The 16,089-nt window shown below is 33.3% G+C and carries 11 protein-coding genes; all 11 read left to right on the top strand.

Features of this window, described 5'->3' with window-relative positions:
* Positions 1 to 1,087: 1,087 nt before the first annotated feature.
* The 11 genes from BUE08_RS03040 to BUE08_RS02990 all read left to right on the top strand — a co-directional run bounded on the left by BUE08_RS03040 (position 1,088) and on the right by BUE08_RS02990 (position 15,998).
* Positions 1,088 to 2,362, top strand: a complete 1,275-nt coding sequence (locus BUE08_RS03040; protein ID WP_286680341.1) for a restriction endonuclease subunit S — start codon at positions 1,088 to 1,090, stop codon at positions 2,360 to 2,362.
* A gap of 46 nt (positions 2,363 to 2,408) precedes the next feature.
* On the top strand, positions 2,409 to 2,756 hold the full coding sequence (locus BUE08_RS03035; protein WP_286680340.1) for a hypothetical protein: 348 nt from the start codon (positions 2,409 to 2,411) through the stop codon (positions 2,754 to 2,756).
* 19 nt (positions 2,757 to 2,775) lie between these two features.
* Positions 2,776 to 4,644: an N-6 DNA methylase gene (locus tag BUE08_RS03030; RefSeq protein WP_286680339.1), complete on the top strand. Its 1,869-nt coding sequence runs from the start codon at positions 2,776 to 2,778 to the stop codon at positions 4,642 to 4,644.
* An 11-nt stretch (positions 4,645 to 4,655) separates the two neighbouring features.
* Entirely contained in the window at positions 4,656 to 6,053 is a 1,398-nt protein-coding gene (locus BUE08_RS03025; protein WP_286680338.1) for a restriction endonuclease subunit S, read from the top strand.
* A 1-nt stretch (position 6,054) separates the two neighbouring features.
* Positions 6,055 to 7,113 (top strand): hypothetical protein, encoded by a 1,059-nt coding sequence (locus BUE08_RS03020; protein WP_286680337.1) that lies wholly within the window; start codon positions 6,055 to 6,057, stop codon positions 7,111 to 7,113.
* Between the two features lie 86 nt (positions 7,114 to 7,199).
* Complete coding sequence (locus tag BUE08_RS03015; protein WP_286680336.1) at positions 7,200 to 8,159, top strand: hypothetical protein; 960 nt, start codon at positions 7,200 to 7,202, stop codon at positions 8,157 to 8,159.
* A gap of 13 nt (positions 8,160 to 8,172) precedes the next feature.
* Complete coding sequence (locus BUE08_RS03010; RefSeq protein WP_286680335.1) at positions 8,173 to 12,201, top strand: hypothetical protein; 4,029 nt, start codon at positions 8,173 to 8,175, stop codon at positions 12,199 to 12,201.
* A complete protein-coding gene (locus tag BUE08_RS03005; protein ID WP_286680334.1) occupies positions 12,198 to 13,001 on the top strand; it encodes a hypothetical protein in 804 nt (267 codons plus the stop codon). The genes BUE08_RS03010 and BUE08_RS03005 overlap by 4 nt, the downstream gene beginning before the upstream one ends.
* Positions 12,991 to 14,142, top strand: coding sequence for a hypothetical protein (locus tag BUE08_RS03000; protein WP_286680333.1), 1,152 nt, complete (start codon positions 12,991 to 12,993; stop codon positions 14,140 to 14,142). Before BUE08_RS03005 ends, BUE08_RS03000 begins: the two co-directional genes overlap by 11 nt.
* 13 nt (positions 14,143 to 14,155) lie before the next feature.
* Entirely contained in the window at positions 14,156 to 15,835 is a 1,680-nt protein-coding gene (locus BUE08_RS02995; RefSeq protein ID WP_066638071.1) for a helicase HerA domain-containing protein, read from the top strand.
* Positions 15,828 to 15,998 (top strand): hypothetical protein, encoded by a 171-nt coding sequence (locus BUE08_RS02990; protein WP_286680332.1) that lies wholly within the window; start codon positions 15,828 to 15,830, stop codon positions 15,996 to 15,998. Before BUE08_RS02995 ends, BUE08_RS02990 begins: the two co-directional genes overlap by 8 nt.
* Positions 15,999 to 16,089 lie beyond the last annotated feature (91 nt).

The following is a 16,089-nucleotide window of genomic DNA, read 5'->3' as shown; positions in this document are numbered from 1 at the left end:
TAAGACAAAACAAGCGTTCATATCGTAAAAATAGCGACATCAACAAGAACATGTGTGATTGTAGGAGGTGATATTAGTTCAAGGTTTTAATAATAACGTTTATTATTTCAATCTTCCTTATAGTAAGTGCTTCCATACAACTTTATAATATGTTAGGAAATAAATCTTTAATAATTTTTGGTCTGGCAACGATATCATTAATTAGATTGATAAAAGTAGCATTAGAAGGTGAAAAAACAGATAAGTAATAGTATTGTGCATTCACAATTATTAACAGATATTAACCAATAATAATCATTATTAACCATTATTACTGATTATTAACCATTATTACTGATTATTAACCATTATTACTGATTATTAACCATTATTAAATCTTAATAAGTGTGTTATAAACATGTTTAATAGCGGTTAATAATGGTTAATAATGGCTAACAATGGTTAACAATAGTTAATAACCATTGTTAGTGGTTATTAATGGACATAAACTGTTAAGGGCTATTACTAACATTTATTAATCTTCTGAAGCGTATTGGAGTAGATTTTCCTAATTATTTTATTCGTGCCGAAAAAAATCGCTATAGAGGATGACTATGCTATAAATAAAATAATTAAAAGGAACAAAATCAAAAGAAATAGAAAGAAATTGATATAAAATCCCAGTAGGCTAATATAGGGCTAAATCAGTATAAATCGGTTAAAATAGACTTTTTTAAAAATAACCATTTTGTTTTTAAACGCAAAACGGTTATTTTTTTTGCTCAATTTTCGATGTGTTCCTAAAACAAGTAGAAGATTACATCATAAAAAACTCACTAAAACAAATAAAATAGATTTAATGAGGAAAAAAGGAGAAAAAAATAGGAATTAAAATAAATAAAATAGGAATCTTGAGTAAATTAGAGATAATGTCTGGAAAATAAACGAAACGGAGAGGTAAATTATTTATTTTAAGATCGAGTCTTTCACTTTGATATTTGAAAAAAGTAGAAATATTTTCAATTGGCCCTTTACAATGGAGAAATTATGCGATACAATTAATTAAAAATAAAAAAGAGAAATTATGCAATAGAAAGAAGGTGGGTTATTGGATTACTGCTTCGTAGAACCACATTATATTCACCCGAAAAATATCTCTTACCGCTATACAATAAATCATTACAAAAGCATTAAGTCTTTGGAAGGTATTAAAACAGTAAAATTATCTAGCATTGCCACCGAAATAACTGATGGTACTAGGATAAAAAGAAACTATATTGATGAAGGAGTAAGGCTTATTAATGTAAGTGATTTTAAAGACGGAACAATTTACCAACCATCCATAAAATCAATATCTGCAGAAGGTCTAAGGGAAAAAGATTACATAAAAGAAAACGATGTGCTGGTAACAGCGGTAGGTAGATCAGGTCAAGTTGTAAGGGTAACATCAAATTTAGAAGACTGTGTTATTTCATCAGATATTATTCGGATAAGGTTGAAACAACCTTTTACGGCAAAAAGGTTAGTTGCTTACTTGAATAGTGAGGCAGGTCAATATGCTCTTGAATCAATAAAAAGCGGTTTGATTAATCGCATAAGTATTAGTGATATAAAGGAGTTAAAAATACCAGCGGATTATGAGAGCATCTCCTTTAATGAACACATACAGACCCAAAATAGAATAGATGCATATAGGTTATATGAGGCATGTAAGGATATTTTTAATAATTATATTGTGCAAGACGCTGATTTATTTAAAGTTTCTAATAGTGTTTATATAAACGGAAATGAAATAAATGTTGATAGATTAGATCCCAAGTACTATACCTATTTTCAAAGTAAACTTTATAAAACCATCCATAATGGTTGTAGTAATATTTGTTGGCAGCCATTAGGTCAAGCGGTGAAAATTAAGAAGGCTATAAAACCTAAAATGGATGAAAACCAAATAGTTGAGTATATCAATATATCTAATGTAGATGACGATTTTTCCATTATTACAAGCACTGAAAAGGACTTATATAAAAACCTCAGTAGTAGAATTAGGTATGTTTTAGAGAAAAATGAATTGATTACTGCAAAGTCAGGAAGTGCTACGGGGACAAAAAAACATGTAACGGCAGTGATTACTGATAAACATGAAGGGATGATGGCAAGTGATGCTTTTTACAATATCAAGCCTGTAAGCATAGATCCTTTTTACCTGTTATTTTTATTCAAGCAGCCAATTATTTTAAAACAGATTGAAGCAGGCTCAATAGGTTTATATTTTAAGACAATAAACAGAAGAGAATTCGAAAATATTCGTATTCCAAGGCTGAGTATAAAAGAAGAGTCGGGAATAGCAGAAAATATGAAAAATTATGTATATGCTCTAATGTAAGGTGAACTTATCCTTATTATCGTAAAAGAAAGGAGGAAATAAAGCCATGCTTGAGAAAGTATACGAGCAATTAAAAACTCCTAAAACATTATCTGAAGTGCATAGCAGATTTAATGAGATTGGCATCCAGTGGAATCAATCTCAAGTAAGATTGTTTTTAGAAATGGACAAAAAAATTACCAAAAAGGATGGAATGTATTCAATAGGTGAAGGGGATATTGAGCAAAAAGTCTTACGGATACTAGATCAGTTATTTAAAGAGAAGCCCAAAATCCCTTTGAGTAAAGTTATGGAGCAAATCCCATTCACTATTAGTAAGGCAGAACTATTGGAAATAGTTGAAAACAGCCAAAACTACTATACACCTAATGGTGTGATTATTAGTAAGAAGTAAATTCAAGGAGGTAATATTAATGGAACAATTAAAATCCAAACTAAATGAATTAGGGTATAAAGAAATCATAGATGTTAATGAAATGGCTTTTATGGCAGGAGATAGTGGCGTTTATGTTTATGTTAAGAAAGTAGAAGAGGGTACAGAATTAAGCCCTGAACTGGTAATAGAGTTCAATTATGAGGCCATGGAGTTAGATCCTTTCCCCAATTTTGCATGGATTACAAATGGTGTGAACAATGTTTATTTAAATGTAGAGGAAGAAAAAAGCATTTCAGAGATCCCTCCATCTGTAAATATGGACAAGAGTGCCATTAAAAAAAGAGAGTTAACTGAAAGAGATAAATGGTCCAATAGAATGTACAGTGAACTGCAAAAAAGGTTTGATGCTATTCACGAGCAAATTTATGCTTCTGGAGATAATGTCAATAACTCCAACGATGCCATTGATGAGTTTTGTAAATTGATATTCATGGAAGAGTTTCGTCTTAACAATTCCGACTATATTTTAAGGGAAGGAAACCTTTCCGGTAGAAAATATAGTGAAATATTTCATTACAGTTATTTAGAAAATGCAAAGGATAAGAAAAAAGTAGTTGAAGAAATAAGGGAAGCCTTTAAAGAAATTAAAAATCACGAAGATTATGTGGCAATTGATGATGAGGGGGACAGGATACCAATTTTCCCTAAGGATGATTATTTAAAACTGCAAAATCCTAATATTTACGAAACAGTAATGCGAGCACTACAGGACCTTGGGGAGATAGAAGTAAATGGAGTAAAAAGGCCTGCCACTCTATTAGATTTAACTGGAGATGTATTGGGTAGAGTCTTTGATGTTTTGTTAAGAGGAAAGTATGAAAACAAAGGTGGCATGGGTATTTACCTAACCCCAAGACAAGTGACGGAAGCCGCTGTAGAAATGGTAATGCATGATTTAAAAAAACAGGGGTCTTCTAAAATAATAGGAAAGGATCCTAAGACAGGGATACCAACATTAAGAATACTGGATCCAGCGTGTGGATCTGCAGGATTCTTAATTAAAGCCTTGGAAGAAATCAAAAATTATATGCTTTATGAATTGGCAGGAAATAAAGAACATCATAAAGCACAGTTTAAAGAAATGTTGAACCATTGCTTTGTGGGGGCAGACAGAAGTTCTGGAATGGTATTGAAGGCGAGAATAAATATGGCTCTACGTGGGGCTTTAAAAGCACCTATCTTTCAAACTTTAAACTCATTAAGCAATACTAATCTAAAACCAGAATCCTTTGATGTAATCATTACCAATCCCCCTTTCAAAAAAGGCGGAATATCTATTAAAGACAAAGATGGTAAGTATTTGATAGAAGAATTATATTCTAGCGATATAGATGAAGACGGTAATAATAGGATGTCTTCAGATGGGCTATCATTGGGTTCTAAACCAAACAATAAAGGTGTGTGGAGCCCTGTTAATTCTGTTGACCCAGCAGTTCTTTTCATAGATAGATGTCTTCAATTACTGAAACCAGGTGGTTTGTTGATGATGGTAGTTCCAGACGGGATTTTGTCTAACTCAGGAGACCAGTATATTCGAGAATATATAATGGGTAAAAAGAACTCTGTAACCGGTGAATTTGAAGGCGGTAAGGCAGTATTAAAAGCGGTAGTAAGTTTGCCACAAGAAACCTTTAAATTATCTGGAGCAGGAGCGAAAACATCGTTGCTATATGTTAAGAAGAAGGAACATCCAGGCGAAAAACAGGGTCCTGTATTTATGGCAGTAGCCGATGAAGTAGGATTTGAAGTGAAAAATAACGTAGAGGTTCCTTTGGGTAATGACAGAAATGATTTGTTGAAGATAGTTGAGGCCTATAAAAAGGGAATTCCAGAGGATATGGAATAGGGGGTGGCATTGTGAGTGGCTTTTCAGTTATGAGTAAAGAGCCTAGTATCATATGGGCTGGAATAAAAGAAATAAATGATAGGATTGATGCTAAATATTTTCATTATGACTATATGACTTTTAATTTAAATGATTATGATAAAGTGAAAAATTTAGACCAATGCGTTGATTTTTTTGAAACGGGTGTTAGTAATTTTAATGAGGGAGAATTGAGATTAAAAAGGTTGAAAACTAGTAATATACAAAATAACGTTGTTTTATATGAAGATTTAATTGATTGTAAAATTCAAAAAAAAGATAAAAGAAAAATTCTTCAAAAAGGCGATGTTGTATTAACTACTTATGGTACAGGATCCATAGGAAAAACAGCATATATTAATTCTGATACGCAAATTGTTCCTGATTATACAATCGCTATATTAAGAACAAAAAGCAATTTGGATTCAGGATATTTAATGAGTTTTTTTAGTTCCAGTTATGGTAATCAGCAAGTACTTAGAAGAGTAATTGGAACTAGCGGAATTACTTTAGTAATAAAGCCACATTTAAAAGATATTAAAATCCCCATCCCCTCCCCAGAAATCCAAAAATATATTGGAGATAAAGTGCGAAGGGCGGAAGAATTAAGGGAAGAAGCAAAGGCTGCAAAAAAAGATTATGAATATATAATACAGGATATATATTACGATTCAAATATAATAAAGTTTCCGAAAGGATTTTACACAGTCCAAAGTCATGATTTTGATGATAAACATTTAAGAATAGATAGTAATTTTTATAACCCTTTGTATAAAAATGGGAGATTAAACTCCTATAAAAATGTAAAGTTATCAAAACTCGTTGATTTGAAAAAGAATTGTAAGATTCAAGCGGAAGAAGAATACGCTTACTTTGAAATAGGAGATCTCTCTACATCTAATATATTAGATGGAAAAGAACGAGTAAAAGGATCTGAACTACCGGGAAGAGCAAAGTTGAAATTGGAAAAGGATGACATTATTGTTTCCTTAGTTCAGGAGTCCATTGAAGTAACTTCCTATGTCGATAAGGAGTTGAACAATACGTTAACTACTAATGGATGTGCCGTTTTAATACCAAGGGATAAGTCATTGTCTGGATATCTTTATGCCATAATATCTTCAAAATATTTTATTGCTCAAAAATGTAGGTACATTTCTGGCACTAATATCAGGAGTATGTCAAAAGATGATTTATTAGACATGAAAATACCTATAGTTGAAGATGAGATCATAACTAAGGTTAATGGATTAGTATTAAAGGAATTTACTTGTTTAAGAGAATCTAAACAACTAATCCTAGAAGCCATACAGGATGTAGAAGACCTTATAGAAGGCGACTTTGAGATGTCTGAACTGAATAATAATTCCAGTACAGAGAGCAGGTGTTAAGATGCTTGATGTAAAGAATTTAATAAGAGATCTGAATGACCTCTATGACTACGGAGAAGTAAAATTCGACAGTTCCCTAACATATTTAATGGATATAAACTTTATCAAAAAAACTGAAGATAGATACCTTATTACAAATAAATGGATTGATTTTAGCGGCAAAGTAACCAGAGAAGATTTCATATCATCTCTGGCTTGTTGCTATCCACCTCTATTAGATTACCTTTTGTGGAAGGTCTATCAAGAAGCCTATGCAATTGGTCAGAGTGGAGATGGAGAGGCTCTATATGAATTTATAGACCATATTCCTAAATTTGCAGAAAAAATATTAATAATTAGAGAGCAAAACTTTTCAGAAACTAATGAAATTAAAGCCTTTTATGGACTGATATTTAAAGGATATCCTCAGTATCGCACCATCCTTACTCGATTGCAATTTATTCAGTTGGCAGAAGAGATAGAAGATACTGAGGTTGAAAGGATAGGAAAAACCCCAAATGATATATGGGTAAAGGAACGGAAAGTAAGTTCTAATATACATTTAGAAGTTTTGAAAGAGAAAAATCTATATGCACTAACGCCTTACAAATATGATGATTTTCAGGTGTCTGAAGAGATTAAGGAAATACTCTCCTACCCTTGGAGAACGTTTATAGTAGTTTTAGGAATGGTTATTTCAGAATATAAGGCAGAAGGAATTAATGGTATATCCATTAGACCTAAAGATATAAAGAATCCTTATACAGAACAACTTTTAGAGGCCTTTATCTATGATTATAAGGGAAAAGAACATAAAATAGGAGATTTTAAAGAGTTTGTAAAACAATTTTGTGATAGAAGCAATATACATTTATTTCCTAATAAGGCTCCGGAAGTTGATGTTATATTGTTTCAACTAATGGATAACAAGCAATTTACTTATAAAGACGGTGAATATGTTTTAAACCCCTCTTTTGATGATAGGCTCTACTCATCGGAAGGGATTATCATAAAAAACCGTGCTAGGAAATTTAAGAGTATGCTAAAAGATTACATTGAGGAATTGAGGAAATCATTATGAAAATACATATTACTGCGGATAGATTTTGGACTGATAATTCGTCCATTGAACGGTGGCCGGAGATATTGTTAAGGCTACCGGAGAAGATGGAATCTAATAGCAAATATGATATAGCAAAGACATATTTGTCTTATCCCACTGATGACAAAGGTAGACTAGTGCGATCGGATGAATTTTATGGACTGTTTGGAGCCGAAAGAAAGCAAGAAAAAATTATTATTTCGGGTGCTAACTTTATTTCAAAAGGCAAAGAAGGATATTTTTTAACAGATGAGGCATTGGAATTAAGAAATTGTTACCAAAGAGATGGTGGTTGGGAAAAGCAATTAGCAAAGCAATTATTAACCTATGCTATTAGAGTTAGGGCACTTGCTTTAGGAATTTTAAATAGTGACGGCCTTTGCTTTCCCAAAAAGTTTTTAGATGAAAACAGAGAAGCCTATGTTGAAGTCGATGGTATAAGATATTTTCTTTTAAATCCTTCAACATCTGTACCGAATTTAAATGACTTTATGAAAAAGTATAGCAAAGAGTCATTAGGTCCTTATTGGAAAAAAGAATTGAATATTGGAGATGAAGAGGAAATTGAATTGGTGGGTACAACCAAAGAAGTCCCTTCTTTATCACAGATAGGGACCTATTTAAAAATGCCATTGACCTTATTTAAATATTTAGACTGGTTCAAAGAAAAAGGTGAAGGGCTCTTTCAATTTAATAAGGAAAAAGTAAAAGAAGATATAGGTGAAGATGTTTTTAACAGTCTATTATTGAGTGGGGCATTAAAAGATACCGATATTTTAAAAGACTTAATATCAAAGTATGGAGATATTAGAGGATATTTTCCAGTAGAAATGGTGGGGAGTATTCTAAAGGAAAATATTGAACCCGAATCAAAGGAAAGTATTGATAAATGGATTGATCGTTATTTTATGCAAGGAATAGAAAGCGGCAAGTTTAGATTAATAGGTTATGAGCAAGGACAGCCAAGACATGGACGTGGACTATTGGGAGATAAGGAAAAACAGTTAATAAAATTAGAGTTTTAGGAGGAATGATTTTATGAGTACATGGTCCATTAATGGAACCAGTGAGTTTCCACTTACTCAACCAATGGTAGGGCAAAAAGAATTTTACAATGTTTTTAAATCATTCATTGGTACGGTAAAGGATGCAGGAATGGCTACTATATTTCCGGTGATTGGTAAATGGGGTATAGGTAAGTCAAGGATTGGTTTTGAAGTTATTTCAGAGGCAATTGGAATAGATAAGGGTTGGATTATTTCAGAGGACGGAGAGACGAAAAAAGTTAGAGTACTAAAGGAAAACTTTGAAGACGGTATCTTACCGATTTATATCCGTTATTCACAGATGCTCCATCAGGATTTAACCAGTGACAACTGGGTGGCGTATGGAACTTATACAGCCTTATCTTATTTAGCACAAGAACCTGATAGCAGTATGCAGGGGAGGGTAATAGAAGAATTACAAAATGCTCTGTTACCTTTTGGATTTAAAAAAGAGAAACTGAAAACTATCTTAAAGATAGGAGAGGTTCATCAAGATGATCTGCTTCTAGATATGAGGGGATTAGATGCAATGGTGAGGGAAGCCATGGATTATCTAAAAAAATGTGGCATTGATCATCTTCTAATTGTGTGCGAAGAGGTTGAAACAGCCGGTGAGATTGCAAAATATGGATTAGAAAAGGACAAGGAAAATATTAATAAAGTTGATGGAGAAGCCATAAAGGTTATTTCCTCTGCCATTAAACATGAGGACACAAGAAAGAAGTATCCCAATATTTCTTTTATGCTGCTTTGTTCGCCGGTAATTGGCTATCACATTAAGGGTATAGGTGCCTTAGAAAGGAGAATTCCCATATGTGAGTTGAAAAATAATTCCTTCGCAGATATAGCAGATTTTATGAATGAATTAAAAAAAGATGGGAAAATGAACTCTTACCCAGAAGGCCTGGTTGAAGCCGCCTATACCATAGCCGGTGGGAACTTTGGCTGGCTTAATGTAATTATGGCAGAAGTAGATTACCGTATTGCAGGTAAGAAAGATGTGGAGACGGGAGAAGTTCTCGAGGATCTCTTAAATACGAGTTCTAGGTTCCAAAATAGTCTAATTGATAAAGCAGCCTTTGATTATATCAGTTGTAAAGAAAAGTATCGACCCATTATAAAAAGTGCTTTACTTATGCAATTACCTGTTAGGAAATCGAAGTATGAAGAAGATCAAATAGAAGCGATGATGCAAGCCAAAGCCTCTGACGGGACAAAACTTTTTAAAGAATTTTATGTAGTAAAGTTGAAAAAAGATTCACTAGGTGAGCGACTACATAATGTAGGTTATAGGCGATTGCAAGGTAATCAATTTGCCAATGCTTTTGGTGCCAGTTTTGACTTAGAAGTTCTCTTGAAAAACCTTAAGATGTATTCTCTTCATGTAGAAGAGCACGAATATATCATTGGAGCAGAAGAGGAAACTTTTTTAGACCAGATAAGAATGCTTTATCCTGAAGAAGGAGTAGAAGAAGCGGCTAAATACATTTTTGAATTTGTAAAACAAAAGGTAGAGGAAGAAGGAATTGTTCCAACATATATAGGACCTAACTTTGCTTATTTATATCAATTAAACAAGCGATATAGAGTAGACAAAGGTGAATTTAGTTATTTAACTGATGGAGAGAAGAACCAAGAGTTAGAAGAATATATTGAGGAAATGAAAAAAGATAAAGAAGGCGAGGTCCTTAGAATACTAACAGGAGCCATTAGAGCCTTAGAAATAAACTATAACGAAATAGAGACATTCCAATTAGCGGGAATGACTTGTATGAGGACAATCGTTGAAGAAGGACCTTGGCTAACAGTAAATCCTAATAATATAGTTACGATAGTTTGGGGGAAAGATGAAGAAAAACTTTATCAAGGATTGCAAGATAGAAGGCTTCTTGATAAGGGTGTACATCCTATTTATGTTTTATCAGATACCCCTATAGATGAAACGATTGAAAAAGTAAAAAGAGATTTTAAAGAGGTCGGGAAATGCTTAATACCATTACAGATATCAAGGCTTCAAAAAGATATATTAGAGGTCATGTCTATTTCTAAGGATATGGTTGATTTTAGGGATTCCGCTAATCAGATAGGAATTGTGTATCGTGAGAAAATTAGAAAACTTAACGATTTCTTCATCCATGGGGCAAGGAAATGGTTTGAAGAAATTGATGAGAAGGGCTATATCCTAAGACCTATTATTTATAAGAGTCAGTGGGATTATAAGCAAATTGGTTTGCTGGCTAAAGCCTTTAAAATAATGTTAGTCAATAATGCCACCATAGAACAACTGGGTTCTGATCCTAGCATTAAACTTGATGATGGGGAATATCAAGATTTTCTATCTATTATGAGGAATGTCTATATCGGTACAATAATGGAGAAGAAAGGGTTTAAAAACACAGGAATTTTTGTGAATGACTCTAGTTCAGATGTTGATATTCCCAAGGCATTTATACACTTTTTGTCCTTTATAGGATTTAAAAATAGAAGCCTAAAGGACTTTGAAAGCAAATTTTTCTTTAGTGGATTTGACAAGGTAAAACCAAAGAAAATCATTGAACAATGGATTGAATTCTTTATAGCCTTAAAACTAATCTACAAAGCAGACGGTTTTATTAAAAGAGTAAATAACAATGATTTGAATGAAAGATATGAAAAGGTTAAGCACTGGTTTGATAAAGATTATATAGAAGAAAAAAATGAACTTAGGGAAATCATTGAAGGACCATATTTAAATGCATTAGATTTACAGAACCCAATCTATAAAGAAAAACTAGAAGATGCAAAAAAATACTTAGAACAGATTTCATTAGACGACTTGAGCAAATTAGATAGTGAAGATGTATTAGATAAATGGTCAGGAATACTAAAAAAACTTGATCAGTTCTATAAGTTAGTGGATTACATTTATGATGAAGAGGGTTGGAAATCTTATAGTACATTTAGTGCCAATATTATAAAAGAACTTAAAATTGATGATAAAGAAAAGCCTCTTTGGTATAGAATTCGTCATATAAAATTGTTTCATGCGTATATCAAAGAGATTCAGGAACCGACCTCTAAAATGATTAACGAAATGATTGAGCAAATAAAGAAAACTAATTCGTATCGAAACATTGATTTCCCGATATTCCCTATAACAAACCTATTAAAGCGTTATAGCGTGGAATTAGAATATGCAACTAACTATAAAGAACTTACAACATCAAAATATAAAACAACGGTAAAAGAAAGTTATACTCTTGCTTATAATCTACAGACGGCTGAATATAGCAAGGCTATAGAAAGACTAGACCAAATTCTAAGTGAGTGTGGTATTGAAGGCAAAGTAACAGCGGAGTTTAGGTGGTCGGATGATAAAGGAGTTATGGGAGAGTATAAATCTATTCTGAAAAACTTTAAGGAAATTGTGGATTTTTATTTGGATAAAATGCCTGAAGCCAAACGGTGGGCAGGCTACTTTAATGATGCACCAGATGATTTAAAAAACATGGTAGAAGTTAAGAACTTAAATAACTATATTGAAACTTTGGAAATCTTCTGCAATGGTGGTTTAGTTGAGGAGATAGATAATAAAGAAGAGGAATTAGAAGGGAAACCGTTGGAGTTTCTATCTCATTATAAAAAAGTCATAGCAGAGATGAGGCAATATATAGGTCTAATCGAGGGAGAAAAGAGCAATGTAATGGGGAAAGCCAAGGAAGAAAGAAATAAGTTATATGATAATGATTTGATTAGTACTGTAAACTGTATTCGCAGAGCCCAAGGGAAAGAGGTGGTAGGGCTTAATTTAGCAAGTTACCCTAGTGAGAAAACTTATGGATTATCCAAAAAAGTCATAGAAGAGAAAATGAAAGATTTACTGCAGGAAGGAAGGGAGTTTTTCCAAGGTAAAAAGACGACATTTGAATTCTTTAAAAATGTTGTTAAAAAAGACGGTGCAATAGATTGGAATGATTGTGATGAAGAAAAGAGAGAACTTGAAGCCATGAAACTTATTAAGACTGAGGTAGTTGTATTATGATAGTTGTTCAAATACTTAGAGACTATAAAAATAGAACAGAATATAAGGTTCTTGAAAAGTTCATAGCAGTTAAAGAGGTTAATATTGATAGTCTTTCCGAGGGGATTTTACTGTTGCCAGGAATTCTTTTGGATAAATTAGAAAAAAAGGAACTTGAGGTTTTGAACAAATGGCTAAATATCCCTGACAATCAACTTATTCTCTCTCCTGCTTGGAAAGAAGTAAGCCTGAACGATTATTTTGATCTTTCGTTGGTCTTAAAAGTTCAAAGAGAAGAGGGGCTGAAATTCGAAGGGGTTGAGTGTCAATATAAGATAGATGGGAAGATTCAAGAAAAGTTTTTCTCAAATGAACATGGTAACTTTGGAGTCCATTACCGTAAAGATACAGGAAGTGGTTTATTAACCGTTATCACTTTACCATTATTGGATTATAAACTAAGTCATAAACATGATGAGTTTAAACAGTATTTTTATTCATGTATAAGCAAAAAAAGACCAAAAAACAATAGGCAAAGCAAAGAACCGAAAGAATTTGAGATAAGCGAGGAACATTTGCAACTGTTTATGTTGTTTGCGGCAGGAGTAAAAAATGATAATGATATACAGGAAGCATTTAACCAATATTTTAATAAAAATATAAACTGGGAAAGCATCAAATCCCTAGAAGAAGTTTTAACGCAGCAAGGTTTAATTGACAGCAGAGATGTAAGTGATAAAGGAAAACTATTCATAAAAGAAAAGCGGTTAAAATCCTTCATCAAAGTATTAGAAAGGAGGGAAAGTACTAATGAATGGTAGTTTTGATAAAGGAGTTCCTGTTTCCCAAAGTATTGTGGCTAATGTCCAATTAGGCTTACCAGCAACGGTATCCAAACTATCCAGCAAAATGAGGTTTATTGATAAGATAGCCCCTTTGCTTAAAGAACAGGGAGTGATTAGAACCATTGATTTGATTCAGCCGATAACTATTAAATGTTCAGGAATTGCCACGAGTCATAGGACCATAAATGCTTTTGGAGGAATATTATATATTTCTGGTGCAGTAAGACAAGATATTTCCATTCAAGAAGGATCGATTTATCAAACGAAGCAAGAAAGTGTTGTAGATGTGGATGAATTAGATGATTTAGATTGGCAGAAAAAACTTAAATTTATCGATATGATAAATGCTTATAAATTATTAATGGATACAATGGAAGAGGTAGATTTACCAGAGTTAATTATTATGGATGTTCCATTGTTATTAGAGAGAGCCGACACTCCGTTGTCTGAACGTGTTGACATTATGAAGTATTACGACTTGTGTAAAGAAACTATAGCCAAGTTTTGGAGTGAATATAAAGAGAAAATTTATCCCTTTAATAAGAACGGAGTAAAAATTGCATCCATTGGGGGTAAGAGGTTTGGTGCTATTTTCTTTGCTTTGACAAAAGAGAATCTAAAGTATGTTCCAGACGCTATAGGCGAAAGCATTACTTCGGAACTGGATCAATACATGTCAAAGATGCAAATGGTTGGAATCAAAAGATTGCTAAAAGGTATTTTGGTTAAGCGGTCTAGAACTGCGGCCTTTCAATTTGATGCGATAACGAAAGATAATCGTATGGAACCTATTTCTGTTAGAGAATTAGGGCTGATGACTATGCATATTAAAGCAGGAAATAATACCCCACCTATGCTGATTGAAGTGCTCGGGAAGGTAGATGACTGGGATTCAGAGATGTTAGACAAGATTTGTGCAGAAATTATGACTCTAATTACTTTTGACCAAGCAAAAGCCCTACCGATACCTCTTTGGTATGCCAAATATGCTCTTAAACCAATTGAAGTAAGACCTGGAGTTTTGGAATTTTACAAATCTCATGCTAAAGAAATGCTTAAAAATGAGAGTTTAGAGGCTATATGGAAAGAAGACTTAGATGTATTTGAAGATGAATAAAAGGGGGATGAGTATGGATAAGTATATAGGAAAACTAATTGGAAATACAGGGAATCCAAATGACATTAAGATTGCATTAGAAGACAGTTTCTCTGCCAAAAGGGGAGAGTTTGTTAAAATTAAACATAAGGAATCCATGGATGAACCAGAGACTTATGTCCTTGGAAGAATTATATCTATTTCAAGAAGCAACATACTTTATAATTCCAATATGGGGGAAGGACTATCAGAGTTAGAAATATTACCCGGTGCCCAAGTTACAGGGGAAACTTTATTCGGAACTATCGAATTGGTAGGATATAGGGATAGTTCAGGGCAAATTAAGATTCCACGAAGACCTTTAAACCCCGGTGAAAAGGTTTACGGTGTAGACTATGAATTTTTATCAGGATTCTATAAATTTGATGAAAATACAAGTATTCATATTGGAAATCTGATAGGTTATGACAAAGGAGAAAATATTGTCCCAGTTTACTTAGATGTTAATAAACTTGTTACAGAGCATTTGGCCGTATTGGCCATGACCGGTTCAGGAAAGTCTTATACTGTCGGAAGAATTATTGAAAGATTAGTTGCACTAATGAATGGAACAGTGGTGGTATTTGATGTTCACGGAGAATATGGTAAGGCATTTGCAAAAGGAGAATTACAATTTAATGAGGATATTGACAGTATAGAGGATGTAAGAGATAGAGAAAGTATCATAAAAATTCAGGAGATGATGAGAAAACTCCTAAATGCTGGTGGGGGCATAAAAGTTTATACTCCACAAATCGATGCCTTTGATTATAAGTATATGAATAAAAATAAACACCTTGCATTGCAGTTCGACCGTTTAGATATGGACGATTTATCCTCAATACTGCCTGGGCTAACAGAGCCGCAAGAAAGGGTATTGGATGTAGCGATTCGCTATTGGCAAGCAAAATACAGTAATCAACCAAGAGATATACAAGATCTAAGGGAGATTTTATCTGGAGATTTAGAGGAACTTAGGGAATGGGAAGAATTAAGCCCTGCTGAAGCAAGAGCATTAAATGGAAGAAGTGCAGCAGTTGCGGCAACTAAACTAAATCGTGTGATCAACGAAGCAAAAAGTTTTTATACAAGGGCAATTGGAGAACCAAGTGACATCTATGATATGGTAGGTGAAAAAGGAGACAATATAGGTAGACTTGTTATTATTGATCTACAAGGTTTATCTGACGATGCAAAGCAAATTATAACTGCTCTTATTTCAAGCGAAATAATGAGAGCAGCAGGTGATAAAAGAAGGCAAACAAGACCATGTTTTCTTGTCTATGAAGAAGGACATAATTTTGCACCTGCAGGAATCCCTTCTATCTCCAAGAAGATTATTAAGAGAATAGCCAGTGAAGGTAGAAAATTTGGAGTTGGCTTCTCTATAATTTCTCAAAGACCTTCTAAATTAGACCCTGACGTTACATCCCAATGTAATACTATAATTACAATGCGTTTAAAAAATCCCGATGACCAAAGATTTATTGCTAAGACAAGCGATATGTTTTCAAAAGCCGATATAGATGAACTCCCTTCCTTGAGTACAGGAGAAGCCCTAATAAATGGTCGATCAATTCCCGCACCTTTATTGGTTAAGGTAGGAACAAAAGCATTGATACACGGAGGAGAGTCTCCAGAGGTGACTAACGAATGGGGAGTTTTTAATGGTTAGAGAAAGACTGATACAAGCCATCAGAGAAGAAATGAAAACAGGGGAAATTAGGAAAAGATTTTTCCCTATGATGACAGATTTTGGGGTTAGGGATTATTCTGAAACTGTACATACAATGGGATTAAATTATTTAACTGCTATTGGGAGGACTATTACTCTATAGCCCCCTAACCAACTTGGAGAAAATCTTTGTATATGATAGTATAAAAACAGGGGGTTAACTTAAATGACAAGAAAACAATACACAGAAGAAT

The sequence above is a fragment of the Tepidanaerobacter sp. EBM-49 genome (assembly GCF_001896645.1).
Taxonomy (GTDB): domain Bacteria; phylum Bacillota; class Thermosediminibacteria; order Thermosediminibacterales; family Tepidanaerobacteraceae; genus Tepidanaerobacter; species Tepidanaerobacter syntrophicus.
This window is presented reverse-complemented; position numbering and strand designations above follow the sequence as displayed.